At 70.0% G+C, this 19,291-nt stretch carries 22 protein-coding genes and 1 riboswitch; of the genes, 13 read left to right on the forward strand and 9 right to left on the reverse strand.

Going from position 1 to position 19,291, the window contains the following annotated elements; genetic code table 11:
• Nucleotides 1-28 precede the first annotated feature (28 nt).
• Both EPD65_RS04150 and EPD65_RS04155 read right to left on the reverse strand, forming a co-directional pair.
• Nucleotides 29-907, reverse strand: coding sequence for a glutamate ABC transporter substrate-binding protein (locus EPD65_RS04150; protein WP_207891397.1), 879 nt, complete (start codon nt 905-907; stop codon nt 29-31).
• Nucleotides 908-929: 22 nt separating this feature from the next.
• A complete protein-coding gene (locus tag EPD65_RS04155; RefSeq protein ID WP_131581901.1) occupies nt 930-1,706 on the reverse strand; it encodes an amino acid ABC transporter ATP-binding protein in 777 nt (258 codons plus the stop codon).
• A 163-nt stretch (nt 1,707-1,869) separates the two neighbouring features.
• On the opposite strand from EPD65_RS04155, the gene miaB reads away from it, so the two are divergent.
• Nucleotides 1,870-3,390, forward strand: coding sequence for a tRNA (N6-isopentenyl adenosine(37)-C2)-methylthiotransferase MiaB (gene miaB, locus EPD65_RS04160; RefSeq protein ID WP_131581902.1), 1,521 nt, complete (start codon nt 1,870-1,872; stop codon nt 3,388-3,390).
• A gap of 11 nt (nt 3,391-3,401) precedes the next feature.
• On the opposite strand, the gene EPD65_RS04165 is transcribed toward miaB, so the two are convergent.
• The 3 genes from EPD65_RS04165 to EPD65_RS16160 form a co-directional block, all read right to left on the reverse strand.
• A complete protein-coding gene (locus tag EPD65_RS04165) occupies nt 3,402-4,400 on the reverse strand; it encodes a hypothetical protein (RefSeq protein ID WP_131581903.1) in 999 nt (332 codons plus the stop codon).
• A gap of 154 nt (nt 4,401-4,554) precedes the next feature.
• The gene (locus EPD65_RS16640; RefSeq protein WP_279387551.1) at nt 4,555-4,680 is read right to left on the reverse strand and encodes a hypothetical protein; all 126 of its coding nucleotides are present in this window, start codon (nt 4,678-4,680) and stop codon (nt 4,555-4,557) included.
• A gap of 58 nt (nt 4,681-4,738) precedes the next feature.
• Nucleotides 4,739-4,897, reverse strand: coding sequence for a hypothetical protein (locus EPD65_RS16160; protein WP_165872867.1), 159 nt, complete (start codon nt 4,895-4,897; stop codon nt 4,739-4,741).
• 51 nt (nt 4,898-4,948) lie between these two features.
• Between EPD65_RS16160 and EPD65_RS04170 the strand changes: the two genes are divergently transcribed.
• Nucleotides 4,949-5,620 carry a hypothetical protein gene (locus EPD65_RS04170; RefSeq protein WP_131581904.1) on the forward strand — a complete coding sequence of 224 codons (672 nt, stop codon included), beginning with the start codon at nt 4,949-4,951 and terminating at the stop codon, nt 5,618-5,620.
• Here EPD65_RS04170 and EPD65_RS04175 read toward each other — a convergent pair.
• The 3 genes from EPD65_RS04175 to EPD65_RS04185 all read right to left on the reverse strand — a co-directional run bounded on the left by EPD65_RS04175 (nt 5,617) and on the right by EPD65_RS04185 (nt 6,902).
• A complete protein-coding gene (locus EPD65_RS04175) occupies nt 5,617-6,075 on the reverse strand; it encodes an NUDIX domain-containing protein (RefSeq protein WP_131581905.1) in 459 nt (152 codons plus the stop codon). The genes EPD65_RS04170 and EPD65_RS04175 overlap by 4 nt on opposite strands.
• Nucleotides 6,076-6,105: 30 nt before the next feature.
• The gene (locus tag EPD65_RS04180) at nt 6,106-6,435 is read right to left on the reverse strand and encodes a hypothetical protein (protein ID WP_131581906.1); all 330 of its coding nucleotides are present in this window, start codon (nt 6,433-6,435) and stop codon (nt 6,106-6,108) included.
• A gap of 275 nt (nt 6,436-6,710) precedes the next feature.
• A complete protein-coding gene (locus EPD65_RS04185; RefSeq protein ID WP_131581907.1) occupies nt 6,711-6,902 on the reverse strand; it encodes an antitoxin in 192 nt (63 codons plus the stop codon).
• 68 nt (nt 6,903-6,970) lie between these two features.
• Between EPD65_RS04185 and miaA the strand changes: the two genes are divergently transcribed.
• A complete protein-coding gene (gene miaA / locus EPD65_RS04190) occupies nt 6,971-7,879 on the forward strand; it encodes a tRNA (adenosine(37)-N6)-dimethylallyltransferase MiaA (protein WP_131581908.1) in 909 nt (302 codons plus the stop codon).
• An 85-nt stretch (nt 7,880-7,964) separates the two neighbouring features.
• Here the strand turns inward: miaA and EPD65_RS04195 are convergent, their stop codons facing one another.
• Nucleotides 7,965-8,771 carry a LicD family protein gene (locus EPD65_RS04195; RefSeq protein ID WP_207891398.1) on the reverse strand — a complete coding sequence of 269 codons (807 nt, stop codon included), beginning with the start codon at nt 8,769-8,771 and terminating at the stop codon, nt 7,965-7,967.
• 68 nt (nt 8,772-8,839) lie between these two features.
• Here EPD65_RS04195 and EPD65_RS04200 point away from each other — a divergent pair, with 68 nt between their 5' ends.
• The 10 genes from EPD65_RS04200 to EPD65_RS04245 all read left to right on the forward strand — a co-directional run bounded on the left by EPD65_RS04200 (nt 8,840) and on the right by EPD65_RS04245 (nt 19,241).
• The gene (locus tag EPD65_RS04200) at nt 8,840-9,382 is read left to right on the forward strand and encodes a dihydrofolate reductase family protein (RefSeq protein ID WP_131581909.1); all 543 of its coding nucleotides are present in this window, start codon (nt 8,840-8,842) and stop codon (nt 9,380-9,382) included.
• Nucleotides 9,383-9,415: 33 nt separating this feature from the next.
• A complete protein-coding gene (gene dapF / locus EPD65_RS04205; protein WP_131581910.1) occupies nt 9,416-10,258 on the forward strand; it encodes a diaminopimelate epimerase in 843 nt (280 codons plus the stop codon).
• A gap of 107 nt (nt 10,259-10,365) precedes the next feature.
• The gene (gene ppk2, locus EPD65_RS04210) at nt 10,366-11,223 is read left to right on the forward strand and encodes a polyphosphate kinase 2 (RefSeq protein ID WP_131581911.1); all 858 of its coding nucleotides are present in this window, start codon (nt 10,366-10,368) and stop codon (nt 11,221-11,223) included.
• A 128-nt stretch (nt 11,224-11,351) separates the two neighbouring features.
• Nucleotides 11,352-11,522, forward strand: a riboswitch (cyclic di-AMP (ydaO/yuaA leader).
• 15 nt (nt 11,523-11,537) lie between these two features.
• Complete coding sequence (locus EPD65_RS04215) at nt 11,538-11,882, forward strand: transglycosylase family protein (RefSeq protein ID WP_131581912.1); 345 nt, start codon at nt 11,538-11,540, stop codon at nt 11,880-11,882.
• Nucleotides 11,883-12,126: 244 nt separating this feature from the next.
• Nucleotides 12,127-13,479 carry a GTPase HflX gene (gene hflX / locus EPD65_RS04220; RefSeq protein WP_207891406.1) on the forward strand — a complete coding sequence of 451 codons (1,353 nt, stop codon included), beginning with the start codon at nt 12,127-12,129 and terminating at the stop codon, nt 13,477-13,479.
• Nucleotides 13,480-13,533: 54 nt separating this feature from the next.
• The gene (locus EPD65_RS04225) at nt 13,534-14,241 is read left to right on the forward strand and encodes an SGNH/GDSL hydrolase family protein (RefSeq protein WP_165872868.1); all 708 of its coding nucleotides are present in this window, start codon (nt 13,534-13,536) and stop codon (nt 14,239-14,241) included.
• Nucleotides 14,242-14,307: 66 nt separating this feature from the next.
• A complete protein-coding gene (locus EPD65_RS04230; RefSeq protein ID WP_207891399.1) occupies nt 14,308-16,101 on the forward strand; it encodes a DUF2207 domain-containing protein in 1,794 nt (597 codons plus the stop codon).
• A 63-nt stretch (nt 16,102-16,164) separates the two neighbouring features.
• On the forward strand, nt 16,165-16,728 hold the full coding sequence (locus tag EPD65_RS04235; RefSeq protein WP_165872869.1) for a LemA family protein: 564 nt from the start codon (nt 16,165-16,167) through the stop codon (nt 16,726-16,728).
• A gap of 151 nt (nt 16,729-16,879) precedes the next feature.
• Complete coding sequence (locus EPD65_RS04240) at nt 16,880-17,203, forward strand: hypothetical protein (protein ID WP_131581916.1); 324 nt, start codon at nt 16,880-16,882, stop codon at nt 17,201-17,203.
• Between the two features lie 49 nt (nt 17,204-17,252).
• On the forward strand, nt 17,253-19,241 hold the full coding sequence (locus EPD65_RS04245) for an ATP-dependent DNA helicase (protein WP_424450300.1): 1,989 nt from the start codon (nt 17,253-17,255) through the stop codon (nt 19,239-19,241).
• Nucleotides 19,242-19,291 lie beyond the last annotated feature (50 nt).

Consider the following 19,291-nt stretch of genomic DNA (forward strand, 5'->3'; position numbering starts at 1 on the left):
TCGGCGAGCAGGCCGCCCGGTCTCGGGGTCAGGACTGGCAGGCGTCGAGCATCGGGGCGTCGGGCGTCTTCACACCCGAGGGGCCGAGGGTGTCCTCGAACGCCTTCGCCCACGTGCCGTCGTCGAACGCCTTCTTCAGCGAGTCGGTGATGAACGTGCACATCTCCGGGGCCTTCTTGCTGTAGCCGACGCCGATGCGCTCCTCCGAGAACGGGTCGCCCACGACCTTCAGCTGGCCTTCGTTCTGGGCAGCGAAGCCGGCGAGGATCGTGCCGTCGGTGGACATCGCCTCGACGGTGCCGTCGAGCACCTTCTGGACACACTCGGAGTAGCTCTCGAAGCCGACTCCCTTCGCGCCCTTCTCGTTGATCTTGTCGATCGAGGTCGAGCCGGTGACCGAGCAGACCTCCTTGCCCTTGAGGTCGGAGATGTCCTTCACGGTGCTGTCGGCCGGCACCAGGAGCTGCTGGCCGGTCACCATGTACGGCCCTGCCTGCCCGACGACCTTCCGTCGCTCCGGAGTGATCGAGTACGACGCGAGGACCAGGTCGACCTTGCCGGCCTCGAGGAACGGCTCGCGGTTGTCCGAGATCGTCTCGACCCACTTCACGTCCTTGCTGTCGATGCCGAGGTCGGCCGCCAGGATCTTGGCCACCTCGACGTCGAAACCGGCCGGCTCGTCGGCGGTGGCGCTCTTGAAGCCGAGGCCAGGCTGGTCGAACTTGACGCCGATGGTGACCTTGCCGGCCTTGCAGATCTCCGCGACGCGACCGGTGAAGTCGCCGCAGCTGACGTCCTTGCCCGCGAGGTCCTTGCCGGTGCCCCCGCCTCCGGCGTTGCCGCAGGCGGCCATGCTGAGCGCGAGGCCGCAGGCGGCCAGCACCGCCTTGGTCTTCATGAGGTGCATCTGCTTGTCCCTTCTCTGGTGGTCAGTGCTTGAGGATGTGTCCGAGGAAGTCGCGCGCACGCTCCGACTTCGCGTGGGTGAAGAACTCCTCGGGAGTGCCCTCCTCGACGATCTGCCCGTCGGCCATGAAGACGACCCGGTCGGCGGCGGTGCGGGCGAAGCCCATCTCGTGCGTCACCACGACCATCGTCATGCCCTGCTTGGCGAGGTCGACCATGACGTCGAGGACCTCCTTGATCATCTCCGGGTCGAGCGCGGAGGTCGGCTCGTCGAAGAGCATCACCTTCGGCTCCATCGCCAGGGCGCGGGCGATCGCGACGCGCTGCTGCTGGCCGCCGGAGAGCTGAGAGGGGTACTTCGGTGCGTGCTTGGCCAGTCCCACCCGGTCGAGCAGCTCGGTGGCGCGCTTCTCGGCGTCGGCCTTCGACGACTTGCGGACCTTGACCGGCCCGAGCATGACGTTCTCGAGGATCGTCTTGTGGGCGAAGAGGTTGAAGCTCTGGAAGACCATGCCGACCTCGGCGCGCAATCCGGCGAGCGCCTTGCCCTCCTGGGGAAGGGCCTGGCCGTCGAGCGTGATCGTGCCGCTCCCGATCGTCTCGAGGCGGTTGATCGTGCGGCACAGCGTGGACTTGCCCGAGCCCGAGGGCCCGATCACCACGACCACCTCGCCGCGCTTGATGCTGAGGTTGATGTCCTGGAGCACGTGCAGGTCGCCGTACCACTTCTCCACGTGGTCGAGGACGACCAGCGGCTCGCCCTGAGCGGCCGTCGGCGCCTGTGAGCTGATCGCGGTCATGTCTGGGAACCTAGCCTTCTGCAGGTGGTCCAGACCACAGGCGAGTCATGCTTTCCAGGGGACTGCTATCGAACTGTGACCTCCCGCGGCACGGCTCATGTGGCCTGCGTGCGCACCGTCGGATTCGGGGCGGTCCGTCGGCCCGCCGTACTCTTGTCCGGTTATGACTGAGCCCCTCCAGGTTGATGCTGCTTCCCCGCGCACGTACGAGGTCAAGACGTACGGCTGCCAGATGAACGTCCACGACTCCGAGCGCCTCGGCGGCCTGCTCATCGACGCTGGCTACGTGCCGGTGGCGGAGGGGGAGCAGGCGGATGTCGTCGTCTTCAACACCTGTGCGGTGCGGGAGAACGCCGACAACAAGCTCTACGGCAACCTCGGTCATCTGGCACCGGTCAAGGCCCAGCGGCCCGGCATGCAGATCGCCGTCGGCGGCTGCATGGCCCAGAAGGACCGCGACACCGTCGTGAAGAAGGCCCCGTGGGTCGACGTCGTCTTCGGCACCCACAACATCGGCTCGCTGCCGGCGCTGCTCGAGCGCGCGCGGGTCCAGGAAGAGGCGCAGGTCGAGATCCTCGAGTCGCTCGAGGTCTTCCCCTCCACCCTGCCGACCAAGCGCGACTCGGCGTACGCCGCCTGGGTCTCGATCTCGGTCGGGTGCAACAACACCTGCACGTTCTGCATCGTCCCGTCGCTGCGTGGCAAGGAGAAGGACCGCCGTCCTGGCGAGATCCTCGCGGAGATCGAGGCGCTCGTCGCCGAGGGCGTCTCCGAGGTCACCCTGCTCGGCCAGAACGTCAACGCGTACGGCGTCGAGTTCGGCGACCGCCAGGCCTTCTCCAAGCTGCTCCGTGCCTGCGGCGAGATCGAGGGCCTCGAGCGGGTGCGCTTCACCTCGCCCCACCCGGCCGAGTTCACCGACGACGTCATCGAGGCGATGGCCGAGACGCCGAACGTGATGCCCTCGCTCCACATGCCGCTGCAGTCGGGCTCCTCGCGTCTGCTCAAGGAGATGCGGCGGTCGTACCGCCAGCAGAAGTTCCTCGACATCATCGCCAAGGTGAAGGCCGCGATCCCGGACGCCGCGATCACGACCGACATCATCGTCGGCTTCCCGGGCGAGACCGAGGAGGACTTCCTCGAGACGCTTGCTGTGGTGGAGCAGTCCCGTTTCTCGGGTGCCTTCACCTTCCAGTACTCCAAGCGTCCCGGTACGCCGGCCGCCGACCTGCCGTCGGTCGACCCCGCGCTGATCGCCGACCGCTACCAGCGCCTGACCGCGCTGCAGACGCGGATCGGTCTCGAGGAGAACCAGGCCCAGGAGGGCCGCACCCTCGAGGTCATGGTCGCTGCGGGAGAGGGTCGTCGCGACGACTCGACCGGCCGCATGTCCGGCCGCGCTCCCGACAACCGCCTGGTGCACTTCAACGGTGTCGTGCCGTCGGCCCTCGACGACGGTCGCGGCGCCCTCCGGCCGGGTGACATGGTCACCGTGACCATCACGCGTGGCGCCCCGCACTACCTCGAAGCCGACGGCGACATCCTCGCGCTGCGTCGTACGAAGTCGGGCGACGCGTGGGACCGCCGCAACGGTGCCCCCGCTGAGGTCACTCCCGGGGTCGGCCTGGGCATGCCGTCGATCGGTGTGCCTGCGCCTCTGCCGCCCGTGACCGGCTGCAGCTGACGCCATCCCGATCAAGCGGTGGACTTCTGGTCACCAGGTGACGATTTTTCCACCGCTTCCGTCGGGCAGTCGGGACATGGCTGGACCTCGCCTCGCCAGCCCCGGCGCTGGAAGACGAGTGCGAGCTTGATTGCTGTCTGGCACGGGCGGACGCGCGCCTGCCCCCAGCCCAACCGCAGCGTGTCCAGGTCGGTGACGGCTGCATCGAGATCACGCTCGAAGTCGGCGTCGCGCTCCGATGTGGTGCTGTGTCCGATCCGGCCGTCGAGCTCGATGATGAGGTCGAACTCCTCGTGCTCGGCGTCGCGATAGACGACCCCGCTCGTTGCGTCGCGCACCTGCCGGCGGGCCGTCGGAAGACGATGGGCGCGTTCGACCCGGCGCAGGTATTCGACCTCGAGGACGGAGGTCGTGCCGGTGGCAGCGTCACTCAGCACTCCCAGGATCAGCTCGCGCGAACGCAGTCGGCGCCGCGCTCGAGCCTCCTGCAGGAGCCGTGCAGCCGTCGTCCGGCGTGAGCGGACGGCGTCGCTCAGGATGGCGATCGCCGCGAGCTCGCTCGATGCGTCCGCAGCCGCGTCGATCACGGCGTGCTCGATGCGGACGCGAGGCGGAGACAGATTGCCCTGCACGGTGGCGGCGAAGTGGACGCTGCGGTGGATCACCAGTCCAGGCTGGTCCTCGACCGTGCGGCGGTGGTCGATTGCGACGTGGATTGGACGATCGTCCGGCGCCACTCGTTTGCCCGGTCCGTCGGCGGCCCGGATGGCCGAGACGTTGGCGAGGGCCGCGGGGTGGGCGTAGAGGACGGCGGCCCACGCCCGCTGGCGCCAGGTCGGCGGACCGGTGTGATTGAGATAGATCCCGGGAAGGACTGTGACCCAGTCGCGTCGCCGCAGGCGTCGACGGATGGCTGCGTCGGACTCGCCGGGCACGTCCAGGACCTGTCGTCGCGCGATGACGCCGTCCTGCAGGTCGAGAAGGTCGGCGGTGGGAGAGAGCATCAACATGCTCCGACGGTGCACCCGGGCAGAGACATCTGCGAGCGCATGGGGGCACGCCTGTGGATGGAGCGTGCGTCGGGGTCTTCCGCCCCGAGAGACAAGCGGTGGACTTCTGGTCACCGGCTGACAATTTCTCCGCCGGCTGACCCGCGGTGTGCTGCTACTCGACGTCCATCATCGGAGCCAGGCCGGGGCCGTGTTCGGCCTGGACGGCCGGCTTCGACTCCTCGGCCATTTCCAGCTCCGTGTCGTGGTGCACGTCAGGCAGGTGATCGGTGGGGTGCATGAACGCCTCCTCTCCCGTCCAGTGTCGCGCAGCGACGGTGAGGTGACCACCCCGGCGTTCAGTCGCGGCGTCGGGCAGCGGTGAGGCGCTGATGCAGGCGGGCAGTGATCTGCTCGGCGGTGTAGGTGCCGCGCGGGCGGGGAGGGCGTGCGACCGCGTTGCCACCCTCGGCGATGCCGAAGACGCCGGCCAGGCCGATCCACTTCCACCACTTCACGTGCCCCACCCTAGGCGTCGGCCCGGGGCGATCGCACGGCAGACTGTGCCCATGCTGGAGATCCACGAGGCCGCCGAGACGGCGCGCACGGGTGATCTCTTCCTCTTCCGCGGTCGCACGTTCGCGGACCGGGCGATCCGCACCGTGTCCAATGCCCCGGTCAACCACGTCGGGGTCGCGATCGTCATCGACGACCTGCCGCCGCTGCTGCTCCATGCCGAGCGCAGTCGCAAGCAGCAGGATCTCTGGACCGGCGGCAACCACCGCGGCGTACAGCTCCACGACCTCGCAGGCGCGGTGACCCGGTGGCGGGACCACTACCGTCAGGAGGTCTGGCTCCGCCAGCTGCGCCCGGACGTGGGGACGGTCCAGGAGGACGCGGCGCTGAAGGCGGTCGAGCGGCTCGTCGGGGTGCCGTTCCCGTCGATGTTCCGGGCCGGTGCGCGCTGGTTCAAGGGTCGTGACGGCTATGCGCCCCGGCGTCATCGGGGTCGCCCGATCCGGCCGTCGGCGGCGTTCTGCTCCGAGATCGTGGCGATGGTCCTGCAGGACATGGAGATCCTCGAGACCGACCGCAAGGCGCACTGGTACGACCCCGGCACGTTCTGGTCGGGCGCCTACATGCCGGTGCGCAACGGCTGGTCCTTCGGCACCGAGGTGCTGGTCGGTCCGCCCCACCAGCGGGGCGTGACGATCCCGTCGGCCCGCGAGCGCTGGCGCTAGCCGGAGAAGCCGAACGTCAGGTACTTCTCGGAGGTGCCGAGGTGCGCGAGGGCGTGCGCCTCGTGCGGCACCATCGGTGAGGGCAGTGCGTCGAGCGGGAACCAGCCGATCTCCGCGCACTTCTCGGCCTCGACGATCGTCGGCTGGCCCTCCCACGAGCGCGCGCTGAAGAAGAAGTCGATGCGCTCGTCGATCGCCTCGCCGCTGGCCGTGCGCTGCATCGCGAACTCGAAGGAGAGCTCGACGCCGGTGATGGCGAGCTCCTCGACCGCTTCGCGCCGGGCCGCGTCGTACGCCGTCTCCCCGAGCTCGACGTGGCCCGCAGCCGCCGCTGCCCAGTGGCCGGCCATGTAGGGGACGTCGCCGCGCAGCTGCAGCAGCACTTCGGTGCCCGTGCCGCCCTCACGGAGGAGGTAGACGTAGGAGGCGGGCACGACCACGAATCGCTCGGTCATGCCCGCCACCTTAGGGGTGTCCCCGGTACGTCAGAACTGCTGGCTCTCCGCCTGCTGCGGAACCTCGCCCTGCTGCTCGCCGTACTGGCTCGCCTCAGCCTGCTCCTGGCCGAACTGACCCTGCTCGCTCGACTCCTGCTCGCCGTACGACGACTGCTCCGACGACTGCTCGCCGAACTGCGACTGCTCGCCGAAGCCGCCCTGCTCCGCGACCGGCTGCTCCGCCTGCTCCTGGCCGAACTGACCCTGCTCCGCGGCCTGCTGCTCGCCGTACTGCGACTGCTCGGAGGACTGCTCCGACGACTGCTCGCCGAAACCGCTCTGCTCCTGGCCGAACTCGTTGCTCTGGATGTCAGACATCGTTGAACCACTCCCGAGATGGAGGTCCGCGACCGGGTGGTCCCGGCCGTCCCTGCCATTCAAACAACTCGCCAACCCGGAAATGTCAACCACAGATCTCCAATTCCAGGGAGCGTTCAGACAGGGCGCGGGAAGAGCCGGACAAATGCCACGACGGCCCCGGACCGAGGTGGTCCGGGGCCGTCGTGAAGGCTGTTGAGATCAGGCCGGCAGCTTCGCTGCAGCCTTCAATCGCCTCGGCAGAGCCGAGCAAGCTCGGTCTGCGCTCGGCTCAATCAGGCCTGGTCGTTGATGCCGAGGGCGTCCTTCGCCTTGTCAGCGATCATGTCGCCCTTGTCGCCGAGCTTGCCGCCGGTCTTGTCGTCAACGAAGTCGACGACCTTGTCGATCGCGTCGCCGACCTGGTCACCGTGCTCGGAGAGAGCGTTCTCGGCCTGGCCCTTGATGTCATCGAGGTTGAAACCCATTGCTGCCGTCCTCAGGAACGTGGGTGCCGCCCGAATGCGACCCCCGTGGCGTTTGGAACACTAACCCCATGCTGGAAAGTGCAACACCCGTCATCGCGGTCGTCGGCCCGACCGCGGCGGGCAAGACGGCGCTCTCCCTCGACCTCGCCGAGCGGCTCGGCGGCGAGATCGTCAACACCGATGCGATGCAGGTCTACCGCGGCATGGACATCGGCACGGCCAAGCTCCCCGAGGCCGAACGCCGCGGCGTACCGCACCACCTCATCGACCTGATGGAGATCAGCGAGGTCGCGAGCGTGGCCGACTTCCAGCTGCTGGCACGGGCGGCGATCGCGGAGATCCAGGCGCGGGGCAAGGTGCCGATCCTCGTCGGCGGCTCCGCGCTCTACACGCGCGCGGTGCTCGACCGGTTCGAGTTCCCCGGCACGGATGCCGCTGTCCGCGCGCGGCTGGAGGCCGAGCTGGAGGCCGTCGGGTCCGGCGTACTGCACGAGCGGCTGGCGTCGCTCGATCCGGACGCCGCCGCCGGCATCCTGGCCAGCAACGGCCGCCGCATCGTCCGGGCGCTCGAGGTCGTCGAGCTGACGGGTCAGCCGTTCTCGGCCTCCCTCCCCGTCCTCGAGTATGCCGTCCCCGGCGCGCTCCAGGTCGGCGTCAGGATCGACCGCCCCACCCTCCACGCACGTATCGCGCTGCGCGTCGACCTGATGTGGGAGCAGGGACTCGTGGAGGAGGTGCGTGCGCTGATGGCAGACGGGCTGGCAACCACGCGCACCGCCAGTCGCGCGATCGGCTATCCGGAGACGATGGCGTTCATCGACGGGCGCCTGTCCGAGGCGGAGGCGAAGGAGCGGATCGTCATCGCGACGCGACGTTTCGCGCGCCGGCAGGACCAGTGGTTCCTCAAGGACCCGCGGGTGACCTGGCTGGACTGGGATGCGCCCGACCTCGCGGACCAGGCACTCCGGCGGCTGTAACGCGGTGCCCTCGTAGCGACCGCGGGGCTGCAACACCGCAGGCGCTACGAGGACACCGCGTTACAGCGGATCCGGCGCCGGGTCCTCAGCCTGAGGGCAGCCCGGCCTTCCAGCCCGCGAAGCGCTGGTGCGCCCGCGGCCAGTCGAAGGCGAAGAGCGGGTCGGGGGTCTCCCATGAGGGGCCGTAGTTGACCGCGAGCAGCGCTCCGGGATCGGCGGGAGCCGGCACGGTCACCCCACCCACCGCCAGGTGGGCGAGGGGGAGCAGCGCCGACCCGGGAGCCTCGCCGCGGCACCACGGCCAGACGTGCAGCCGGTCGTCGGCGGAGATCCACGCAGGGAACAGGTCGATCGTCGGTCCGTCGAGCTCGAACTCCGCGCCCCGCTCGTGCTCCTGCTTCCGCAGCAGGTCGGCGAGGTCGGCGCGCGCGGCCAGCCAGGCCTTGGCCGCGGTCGCGTCGTCAGAAGCATCCAGCAGAACCGCGATGTCGAGGTCGTCGTCGGTCGGCACGAAGCCGCCGTGGCGGACGATGCCGAGCAGCGTGCCTGAGGTGACGAACCACGTGAAGCCGCGGCGTTCGAGCTGCTCGCCCAGGGCCACGAGCCGCTGCCACTGGTCGACCTCGAGGTCGTCGAGGCGTGGGTTGTAGCCGTGGATCGTCACGGTCTCGCCGGCGAGCAGGGTGTCGACAGAGGCCTGCACCTCGGCGTAGGCCTCGGCAGCGAGCTCGCTGCGCAGGGTGCGGAGCTGCTCCAGCACCTCGCGCGGACGCTGGCGGTAGGCCACGTCGAGGAGCACGCGCTCGCGCAACCAGGTGGTGTCACGGTCGGCCAGCGGTACGGCCTCGAGGCGGGCGCGCTCGGCGTCGTACGCGCCCGGGACCGTCTGCATCCCGCAAGGATAGATGCCGGTACCACCTGTCGACCGGCGCTGTCGGTGGCCGGTGCGACGCTGGAGGCATGGCGACGATCTACTACACCGGCTCGAGCCTCGACGGCTTCCTGGCGACGCCCGACCACGACCTGTCGTGGCTGGTCACCCGCGACATCGACCCTGCGGGGCCGATGCACTACGAGGGGTTCGTGCAGGGAGTCGGGGCGTTGGTGATGGGTGCCTCGACCTATCAATGGCTGCTCGACCACCTGCCCGAGACGGGAGGGGAGTGGCCCTATCGGCAGCCGACGTGGGTGCTGACCCACCGTGACTTCCCGGCCCCGTCGGGCGCCGTGTGCTTCGCGCAGGGCTCCGTCGTCGAGGTCCACCGCGCCGCCCGGGAGGCCGCCGGCGGGCAGCACGTCTGGGTGGTCGGTGGCGGCGATCTGGCCGGGCAGTTCGCCGACGCCGGCCTGCTCGACGAGATCTGGGTGCAGTTCGCACCGGTCGCGCTCGGCGAGGGCCATCCGCTGCTGCCGCGGCGGACCGAGCTCGAGCTCCTCGAGGTGGCGCGCAACCGTGACTTCGTCTGTGCGCGGTACGCCGTGGCCACCGGCGGCGGTGGGTGAAATCTGCTGGTGCCACCGTGGGAGCATGGTCGGGTGAGCGGCTACCGGTTCCTCAAGGGTCATGGCACGGAAAACGACTTCGTCCTGCTGCCCGATCACGACGGCTCGATCCACGGTGCGCTGGCACCTGAGCGGGTCGCCGCGCTGTGCGACCGCCGCGCCGGGCTCGGCGCCGACGGTGTCGTCCGGGTGATCCGCACGGCAGCGCTCGCGGCGTACGAGCCGACCGTTGCGGAGCAGGACGCCGAGTGGTTCATGGACTACCGCAACGGCGATGGCTCGGTCGCGGAGATGTGCGGCAACGCCACCCGCGTCTACGCCAAGCACCTCCTCGACGAGGGGCTCGTTCCCGCGGACCAGCCGGTCCGGATCGCGACCCGCGCCGGCGTCAAGACGGTCACGCGCGACGGCGGCACGTTCACGACCGACATGGGTGTGCCGGTCCTCGGGCCGAGCTCGACGGTGACCATCGGCCACCAGGGTTGGCCGGCCACGAACGTCGACATGGGCAACCCGCACGCGGTCGCTTTCCTCGACGACCTCGCCGACGCCGGCCGCCTGCTCGAGGAGCCCGGCTACGACCATGAGGTCTACCCGCACGGCGTCAACATCGAGTTCGTGGTCCGGGTCGCCGAGCGCCACGTGGCGATGCGCGTCCACGAGCGCGGTGCGGGGGAGACCCGGTCCTGCGGGACGGGCGCCTGCGCTGTGCTGGTCGCCACCGCGATCGCTGACGACGCGCGTCCCGGCGGCGCGGCAGTCACCTACCGCGTCGACGTACCGGGGGGAGAGCTGACGCTCACCTGGACGCCGGACGACCACGTCCTGCTCGCGGGGCCGGCCGCGATCGTCGGCGAGGGCACGACCTCGCTCTGACCGCGTCAGCGAGCCCTATTGGAATGTGACCCTTGCCACATTCGTCCGGATTGGCGACCATCGCTGCGTGGAGTGCATGGGGTGCTCCCGGCTGAGCGGAGCCCGCGATGAGCACGATCCTCCTTCCCGACGGCGCCAACGACACCGGCTTCGTGGCCCACCGGGGCGATCCGGACGACTACACGAAGAGCGGCAAGCTCCGCAAGGACGTCTACGAGCGGGAGATCGAGCACCTGCAGCAGCAGCTGGTGCAGCTGCAGTACTGGATCCAGAAGCAGGGACTGAAGGTCCTCGTGATCTTCGAGGGCCGTGGATCCGCAGGCAAGGGCGGTGTCATCAAGACCATCTCCGAGCGGACCAGCCCGCGCACGGTGCGCACCGTCGCCCTCCCGAAGCCCACGGAGCGCGAGCGCACGCAGTGGTACTACCAGCGCTACATCGCGCACCTGCCGGCCGCCGGCGAGATGTGTCTCTTCGACCGGAGCTGGTACAACCGCTCGAACGTTGAGTGGGTGATGGACTTCTGCAGCCCCGAGGAGCACCAGGAGTTCCTGAGGGCGACGCCCGAGTTCGAGCGGATGCTCGTGCGCAGCGGGATCATCGTCATCAAGTACTGGTTCTCGGTCTCCTACGAGGAGCAGCGCAAGCGGTTCGAGGCCCGCAACGCCGAGCCGCTCAAGCGCTGGAAGCTCTCGGACATGGACCTCGCCGAGCACGAGCTCTACGTCCGCTACTCGATGGCCAAGGACACCACTTTCCAGTACACCGACACCAAGCAGGCGCCCTGGTACGTCGTTCCGTCCGACGACAAGAAGACGGCCCGGCTCAACTGCATCAGCCACCTGCTCTCGCAGTTCGACTACGAGGATGCTGCGCCCGACGAGGTGGTGCTCCCGACGATGCGCGAGGAGACCTACATCCGACCGCCGATGCACGAGCAGACCTTCGTTCCGCAGCTCTTCTGACGCGTCCGGAGGGAACGCCGGGCGTGAGCGCGCCCACGTCGTTCGTGTGAGCGCGGTCGCAGACCCGGGGTGCTTGCTCTAGTTAGCGTTGTACCTGCCCCGGACAACCGGGGTGGCTCACCGTGACACGCCTAGTCCTGTCCGCGCGGTGAGGACAACCAGATTGCGGGCAGGAGCGGAGGACCCAGGTTCTCCGGAGCAGCCAGCACCATCGGCTGCTCCTCGGGGCGAAGCCGGCACCAGCGATGGAGCCGGCCGGACACCTTCAAGTCCGAGCCCGACAGCTAACTTCGCAGGCGCGTGGAGGAACTCCTATGCGTATGCGCATGCTCGTTGCCGCCCTTGTCATCACCGCCGCTCCCGTCGCCGCGGGTGTCGCCACCGCCGCTCCGTCGGACGCCGCGACCCTCTCCCAGTGGGACCGCCTCGCTCAGTGCGAGTCCGGCCAGCGCTGGCACATCAACACCGGCAACGGCTACTACGGCGGCCTCCAGATCTCGCGCTCGACGTGGAAGGCGTACGGCGGTCCGCGCCTCACCGGCAACTACTGGCCCAACAAGGCGACCCGCCTCGAGCAGGTCAAGGTCGCCGAGCGGATCAAGAACGGTCAGGGCTGGGGCGCCTGGGGCGCCTGCTCCTACCGCGCCGGCCTGCGCTGACCCTGCGCTGATTCAAACTCGTTCGCCGTTGAAGGCGTCTGCGACCTACGCTTGAGGGCGTATGAGTAACGCAGACGCCTTTGACGCTCCCGAGCAGGTCGACCTGAGCGACGCCCTCCTGGCCACCGAAGGCTGGGGTGACGACTACGAGTCCGGCTACGCGGACGACGACGAGCCGGCGTACGACCCGGCCGCCGACGCCTCCCTGCGCGGGGCCGACCCGGAGGAGCTCTCCACCGGTGACATGGACCTCGCCGCGCGCCACCAGTTGCGGCGTGTGGCGGGTCTGCGCACCGAGCTCGAGGACATCACCGAGGTCGAGTACCGCCAGCTCCGGCTCGAGCGGGTCGTCCTTGTCGGCGTCTGGACCGAGGGCACCGAGCAGGACGCCGAGAACGCCATGGCCGAGCTCGCGCTGCTCGCCGAGACGGCCGGTGCCGAGGTGCTCGACAACGTCTTCCAGCGGCGGCAGAAGCCCGACCCGGCGACGTACATCGGCCGCGGCAAGGTCGACGCGGTCCGGGAGATCGTCGACTTCAGCGGCGCCGACACCGTCGTGATGGACGGCGAGCTCGCGCCGTCTCAGCTCAGGAACCTCGAGGACAAGCTCAAGGTCAAGGTCGTCGACCGCACCGCGCTCATCCTCGACATCTTCGCCCAGCACGCGAAGTCGAAGGAGGGCCAGGCGCAGGTCGAGCTGGCCCAGCTGCAGTACATGAAGCAGCGCCTGCGTGGTTGGGGTGGCAACCTCTCCCGCCAGGCCGGTGGTCGCGTCGCCGGCGGTGCCGGTATCGGTGGCCGTGGCCCCGGTGAGACCAAGATCGAGTCCGACCGCCGCCGGATCAACGACAAGATCGCCAAGCTCCGTCGCGAGCTCAAGGAGATGACCGGCACCCGGTCGACCAAGCGACTCAGCCGCCACCGCAACCAGATCCCCAGCGTCGTCATCGCGGGCTACACGAACGCCGGCAAGTCGTCGCTGCTCAACAAGCTCACCGACGCCGGTGTGCTCGTCGAGAACGCGCTCTTCGCCACCCTCGACCCGACCACCCGGCGTACGACGACGGCCGACGGCCGCGAGTACACGATGTCCGACACCGTCGGCTTCGTCCGGCACCTGCCGCACCAGCTCGTCGAGGCGTTCCGCTCCACGCTCGAGGAGGTCGGCGAGGCCGATCTGATCCTCCACGTCGTCGACGGCTCGCACCCCGACCCGGAGCTGCAGATCGCCTCGGTGCGCGAGGTGTTCGCGGACATCGAGGGGGCGAGCGCGATCCCCGAGCTGATCGTCATCAACAAGGCCGACGCGGCCGACCCGCTGGTCCTCGACCGGCTGCAGCGCCGCGAGCCGCACAGTGTCGTGGTCTCGGCGAAGACGGGGCAGGGCATCGCCGCGGCGCTCGCGCAGGTCGAGTCCGAGCTGCCGCGCCCGGGCGTGGAGTTCTCCGTGCTCCTGCCGTACTCGCGTGGCGACCTCGTCGACCGGATCCACCGGGCCGGCGAGATCGCGACCCTCGAGCACACGGCCGACGGCACCCGGGTCACCGGGCGCGCCAACGAGGACCTCGCCGGCGAGCTGTCGACCTACGCCGTCTGAGTCTTTCGCCCATTCGCCTGCGGGGGAGGGCTGCGCGGCCGCACGATTGTCCGCGTGACCGCACTCGGGCCACGTGTGGGCAGCTTCGGGCCACGGCAGCGGATCGCGGTCGTGGTCCTGGTGCTGTCCGGGCTGCTGGTCGTCGCGGGCGCGGGGTGGTCCCACGGCCACAAGAGCTTCTGCCAGCGGGCAGCTGAAGCGCGCTCGGAGCGGGCCGCGATCGTGACCGGCCACGGTCGGCGCGTGCTCGTGATCGGCGACTCGTGGTCCGCCGGCCGAGGCCTTTACCACGTCGGGCGGTCCTGGCCGCGGTACCTGCCGGGGCGCGTCCACGTCGACGGCTTCTCGGGCTCGGGCTTCTCGCGCGGCGCCTCGCAGTGCCGCGACCGTTCGTACGCCGACCGGGTCGACCAGGCGCTGCTGCGCACCGGAGCCCAGCCTGACCTCGTCATCCTCCAGGGCGGGTTGAACGAGTACGACCGCCCCTCGCAGGCCGTCCGCGACGGTGTACGACGGGTGCTGGCGCACCTCGCCGACCGCGGGATCCCGATGCGGGACGTGGTGATCGTGGGTCCGGTGGCGGCGCCTGCGCGCGCTGCCGAGATGCCGCGGGTCGACGGCGTCCTCGCGGACGAGGCTGCGCGCGAGCACGTCCGCTACCTGTCGGTGACCGGCCTGGAGCTGCCGTACCTCCACGACCGCCTGCACCTGACCGAGGCGGGGCACGAGGAGTTCGGCCGGGCGGTCGCGGCGCTGCTCTGACGGCGTTCTCCAGGGGTTCGTCCGAGGCGCCCCCGGCCGTCGGTGTGCGTGGTTATGCTCGCCGGCATGCGGGGGAAGAACATCGCGGGCCTCTCGGTCGGCCTGCTCACGGTGATCGCGTCGCTGCTCGCGGTGGCGGCGATCGTGGTCTGGCCGCTCTTCGCTTCGGCGTCCGGCGACAGCGCCTCGGCGTACGACCCGGCGACGATCAGCGACTACAAGGTCGACCTGACCGTCGACAAGGCCGGCACGCTCGAGGCGGTCGAGACGCTGCAGGTCGCGATGCCCGAAGGGCGCCATGGCATCTTCCGGTTCTGGGACCTCGCCGACGGAGCCGATCCGCACCGGCGCAACGTGCCGCGCGACATCTCCGTGACGCAGGACGGCGCCCCGGCGACCGTCGCGATGTCGTGGGAGCAGGGGCGGCGCTTCCGCGTCGCGAAGATCGGTGACGCTGGCGCAATCCTGACCCCCGGCGTCCACACCTACGTCATCCGGTACGCCGTGGACGGGGTGCTGCGCAGCCCCGGCAGCGGAGTCGGTCCGGGTAGCTGGGCGGGCGAAGACACGGGGTCGGAGTTCGTCTGGGACGTCGTGCCGGGTGGTTGGCGGATGCCGATCACGAAGGCCGCGGTTGCGGTCCACCTGCCTGCTGCTGCCGGAGACGCTCGCTGCAACGTCCTCCAGTCGACCTGTGACGTCAGTGTCGACGGCAGCACGGTGCAGCTGGCCGTCGGCGGTCTCGATCCGGACACCCCGGTCACCCTCAGCACTCGCCTCGACACGAAGCCGTCGTCGGCCACCACCGTTCCGTGGAGCGCGCCGTGGGACGCCATCCTCGGCCGCAATGTCTGGGTCGCCGCCTTCCTCGGGCTGCTCGGAGTGGGGGCACTCGTGATCGGCAGGCTGATCGAACGATCGACGCGTGAATCGGCTCCCGGATTCCCCGTGCTCTTCGAGCCGCCGGCCGGCCTCGGCCCGATCCAGACGGCGTACGTCGCCAACGAGCGGGTGCCGAAGGCTGCCCTCTCCGCGACGCTGCTCCACCTGGGCGAGCGCGGTCTCGTCACGCTGGAGCACCACGAGGACAACTCGTGGACCGTGGTGGGCGTCGGCACGCCGGAGCAGTGGGCCGAGGTCGACGAGGTCTCTCGGCACGTCGGTTCCTCGCTGGGCGTGACTGCCCAGGGCGGCACGTTCCACGTCGACCGTCACAAGGGCGCGGGCTCCGAGCTCGCCACGTTGGTGTCGTCGCTGCCCGGGCGGGCCCGACGCTGGGGAATCGCGTCGGGCAACCTGTCGCTGTCGGCCAACGTGCCGTGGCTGCGGGTGATCTTCGGCCTGACGGTGCTGATCACGGGCCTTGCAGCCTTCCTCGGCGCCGGTCTCTTCGGCCTGATCGCCTGGCCGTCGGCCGCATTCGTCATCGGTGCGGTCGGGCTCATCCGCGCCGAGACCACGACGTACCGGACCAAGGTCGGTCGTGACCTCTGGTCACGCGCCGGCGGATTCCGACGGATGCTGTCGACCGACAGCGCCGAGTCGCGCTTCGACTTCTCCGCGCGCAAGGACCTCTACACGGCGTTCGTCCCGTTCGCGGTCGCGTTCGGCTGCGCCGAGGCCTGGGCCCGCAAGTACGAAGCGGCCACGGGCACTGCTGCTCCGGTCCCGCTCTGGTACGGCGGGGGCTACATCGGGGGAGGCGGTGGCGGCTTCGGGACCGGCGGATTCGACAGCTTCGACAGCGCCGTCAGCTCCTCGATCAGCGCCTACCAGTCCAGCCAGTCGAGCTCCGGTGGAGGTGGCGGCTTCAGCGGCGGTGGCTTCGGTGGTGGAGGCGGTGGCGGCGGCTCCTGGTGAGCCCGGCTGCGCTCGTACGGCACTGGTAGAACTTCAGATACATCGATCCCAAGGGGAACCCTCATGATCATCGGCATCATCATCGCGGTCGTCGTCGTGCTGGCGCTGCTGGCCTTCTTCGTCACCGGCTTCAACAAGCTCCGCTCGCAGAACGTCTCCGTCGACGAGGCGCTCGGCGGCATCGACGTCCAGCTCACCCGACGCGCCGACCTGATCCCCAACCTGGTCAACACCGTCAAGGGGTACGCCGCGCACGAGGCCGGCGTGCTCGAGGCGGTCACGGCGGCGCGTGCCGGCGTACAGAAGGCGGCGCAGGGCAGCTCGGTCGCGGACAAGGCGGCCGCGGAGGGTGTCCTCAACCAGGCGCTCGGTCGGCTGATCGCGGTCGCGGAGTCCTACCCCGACCTCAAGGCCTCGGCGAACTTCCAGCAGCTGCAGGCCGAGCTCTCCGACACCGAGAACAAGCTCTCCTTCGCGCGGCAGTACTACAACGACGCCGCCGCCTCGCTGAACACCTCGATCGCGACGCTCCCGTGGGCCTTCTTCGCCGGCGTCACGGGTGTCTCGAAGCGCGACTTCTACCAGGCCCCGGCGGGCCAGGACGCGCCGCCGACCGTCCAGTTCTGACAGCGGATCAGGGGACGGCCCCAGCGGGGCGATCCTGATTCCACCAGCGCCCGGAACCCATGACCCCAGTCGTGAGTCCGGGCGCTGGCGCGTCGTACGGCAGGAGGACGAGCGTGGTCGGGTCACGTCCCTACCTGCAGAGGAGTTCCCCATGTTCCTGATCCGTTGCGCCGGGCTGGCGACAGGCGCCGTCGCGGCTCTCGCGCTCGCGGCCGGTCCGGCTGCGGCGCACGACTGCATCCAGACCCAGAAGGACCCGAGCGGCGGCGGTGTCGCCGGGACGTACTACATCGCCACCGACACGTTCGTACCGAACGGCCAGGCACACGGCGGATTCATCGCCGTCGTCTTCCCCGACGGCACCACCATCGTGTCGTTCAACCACCCGCCGGCCATGAACGACTACGTCGTTCCCGGGGCGAAGGGCTGCGACGGCAAGGGCCTCGACAGCGGGGAGGCCTGCTTCGGCGAGTGACACCTGTTGACGGGCGCGCGGGAACGTCGGTGGGCCCGTCTAGTCTTCTCTGGTGTCTGAAGCCGCCGCCCCGTCCCGCGTGCGCGAGGTCCTCGCCGAGGCGGTGACCGCGCTCGGCGGTGTCGAGCGCGCAGGGCAGGTCGCGATGGCCGAGGCCGTCTCGGACGCACTCGAGTCGGAGACCCACCTCCTGGTCCAGGCCGGCACCGGCACCGGCAAGTCGCTCGGCTACCTCGTGCCGTCGTTGCTCCACCGCGACCGGGTCGTCATCGCGACCGCGACGCTCGCGCTGCAGCACCAGCTCGTCGAGCGCGACATCCCGCGGTTGATGGACGCGATCGGTCATCACCGCGACATCGACACCTCGTACGCGGTGCTCAAGGGGCGCTCCAACTACGCCTGCCTGCACCGGATCCGCGAAGGCGTTCCTGATGATCAGGGCGTGCTCGTGGAGGCGCCGGTCGGCTCGCTGGGGGAGCAGGTCATCGAGTTGCGCGAGTGGGCAGAGGACGAAGCGAAGCGTGGCCTGTCCGGCGAGCGTGACAACGCCCCGCGCCACACCGAGCGGGTCTGGCGACAGGTCAGCGTCAGCGCGCGCGAGTGCCTCGGCAAGGCCAAGTGCGCCTTCGGCGAGGAGTGCTTCGCCGAGCAGGCCAAGGAGAAGGCTGCCTCGTCGCAGCTTGTCGTCACCAACCACAGCCTCCTCGCGATCGACGCGATCGAGGGCATCCCGATGATCCCGGAGTACGACGCGGTGGTCATCGACGAGGCGCATGAGCTCGTGGCGCGCGTGACGCAGGCAGCGTCCTCCGAGCTGGCTCCCGGAGACGTCGAGCGGGCCGGTCGCCGGGCCGCTCGCCAGGTCGACGGCCGCGAGGCGGACGAGCTCCTGGACGCTGCCGACGTGCTCACCGACGCACTCGCGGAGCTCTCGCCGGGCCGGATCGAGCGGATGACGGTCGAGCTGGCCGATGCACTGGCGTTGGTGCGCGACGCGGCGCGCGCGTGCTTCTCGGCGTTCCCGAAGGAGAAGTCGGGCGACGAGGCCGACGCGGCGAAGACGCAGGCCAAGGCGATGGTCGGCGACGTCCTCGCGGTGGCCGAGCGGATGGCGGCCGACCTCGAGTCGGACGTGCTGTGGCGCAACGACCGGCTCCCGCAGCACGGCGGCCCCCAGCTCTGCCTGGCGCCGCTGCAGGTCTGGGGCCAGATCCGCGACAAGCTGCTCGCCGACAAGACGGTGGTCTTCACCTCCGCGACGCTGATGCTGGGCGGCGACTTCGGTGCTGTCGCGTCTTCGCTCGGTCTCAAGCCGACCGAGCGCGTGCCCGACGGCGCGGAGCCCCCGCCCCGCGGCGAGGGCGTCCAGCCGTGGCGTGGCTTCGACGTCGGCTCGCCGTTCGACTACGGCAAGCAGGGCATCCTGTACGTCGCGAAGCACCTCCCGCCCCCGGGGCGCGACGGCCTGGTCAAGGCGCAGCTCGATGAGATCGTCGACCTGATCGACGCGGCGGACGGGCGCACGCTCGGACTGTTCTCCTCCCGGCGTGCAGCCGAGGCGGCGGCCGAGGAGGTCCGGGCGCGGCTGCCGCACCTGACGACGCTGGCACAGGGGGACGCGCAGCTCCCGGAGCTGGCCAAGCAGTTCGTCGAGGACCCCCACACCGTGCTGTTCGGCACGCTGTCGCTGTGGCAGGGCCTCGACGTTCCCGGCGACACCTGCACGCTCGTGCTCATCGACCGGATCCCGTTCCCGCGGCCCGACGACCCACTGATGTCGGCCCGCCAGAAGGCTGCCGACAAGGCCGGGGCCAACGGCTTCATGTCCGTCGCTGCGACGCATGCGGCGCTGCTGATGGCTCAGGGTGCCGGTCGTCTGATCCGTACGTCGTCGGACCGCGGCGTGGTGGCCGTGCTCGACCCGCGTCTGGCGACCGCCCGCTACGGAGGCTTCCTCCGCGCGTCGCTGCCGCCGATGTGGCCGACCGTCGACCCGCAGATGGTCCGCGCCGCCCTGAAGCGGCTCGCCGGCAACTGACCGGGCCGCTTGCGGACATGTGGCGCGGGCCGACGCACGTCTGAGCGCGC

The sequence above is a fragment of the Nocardioides jejuensis genome (assembly GCF_004337475.1).
Lineage (GTDB): Bacteria > Actinomycetota > Actinomycetes > Propionibacteriales > Nocardioidaceae > Nocardioides > Nocardioides jejuensis.

Coding starts and splice junctions, on each gene's coding strand:
- EPD65_RS04165 (WP_131581903.1), bottom strand. CDS start 4,400: ATGTTGATGCTCTCTCCCACCGCCGACCTTCTCGACCTGCAGGACGGC.
- EPD65_RS16640 (WP_279387551.1), bottom strand. CDS start 4,680: ATGCACCCCACCGATCACCTGCCTGACGTGCACCACGACACGGAGCTG.
- EPD65_RS04170 (WP_131581904.1), top strand. CDS start 4,949: ATGCTGGAGATCCACGAGGCCGCCGAGACGGCGCGCACGGGTGATCTC.
- EPD65_RS04185 (WP_131581907.1), bottom strand. CDS start 6,902: ATGGGTTTCAACCTCGATGACATCAAGGGCCAGGCCGAGAACGCTCTC.
- miaB (WP_131581902.1), top strand. CDS start 1,870: ATGACTGAGCCCCTCCAGGTTGATGCTGCTTCCCCGCGCACGTACGAG.
- ppk2 (WP_131581911.1), top strand. CDS start 10,366: ATGAGCACGATCCTCCTTCCCGACGGCGCCAACGACACCGGCTTCGTG.
- EPD65_RS04155 (WP_131581901.1), bottom strand. CDS start 1,706: ATGACCGCGATCAGCTCACAGGCGCCGACGGCCGCTCAGGGCGAGCCG.
- EPD65_RS04175 (WP_131581905.1), bottom strand. CDS start 6,075: ATGACCGAGCGATTCGTGGTCGTGCCCGCCTCCTACGTCTACCTCCTC.
- hflX (WP_207891406.1), top strand. CDS start 12,127: ATGGACCTCGCCGCGCGCCACCAGTTGCGGCGTGTGGCGGGTCTGCGC.
- EPD65_RS04235 (WP_165872869.1), top strand. CDS start 16,165: ATGATCATCGGCATCATCATCGCGGTCGTCGTCGTGCTGGCGCTGCTG.
- EPD65_RS04215 (WP_131581912.1), top strand. CDS start 11,538: ATGCGTATGCGCATGCTCGTTGCCGCCCTTGTCATCACCGCCGCTCCC.
- EPD65_RS04150 (WP_207891397.1), bottom strand. CDS start 907: ATGCACCTCATGAAGACCAAGGCGGTGCTGGCCGCCTGCGGCCTCGCG.
- EPD65_RS04230 (WP_207891399.1), top strand. CDS start 14,308: ATGCGGGGGAAGAACATCGCGGGCCTCTCGGTCGGCCTGCTCACGGTG.
- EPD65_RS04180 (WP_131581906.1), bottom strand. CDS start 6,435: ATGTCTGACATCCAGAGCAACGAGTTCGGCCAGGAGCAGAGCGGTTTC.
- EPD65_RS04200 (WP_131581909.1), top strand. CDS start 8,840: ATGGCGACGATCTACTACACCGGCTCGAGCCTCGACGGCTTCCTGGCG.
- miaA (WP_131581908.1), top strand. CDS start 6,971: ATGCTGGAAAGTGCAACACCCGTCATCGCGGTCGTCGGCCCGACCGCG.
- EPD65_RS04240 (WP_131581916.1), top strand. CDS start 16,880: ATGTTCCTGATCCGTTGCGCCGGGCTGGCGACAGGCGCCGTCGCGGCT.
- EPD65_RS04195 (WP_207891398.1), bottom strand. CDS start 8,771: ATGCAGACGGTCCCGGGCGCGTACGACGCCGAGCGCGCCCGCCTCGAG.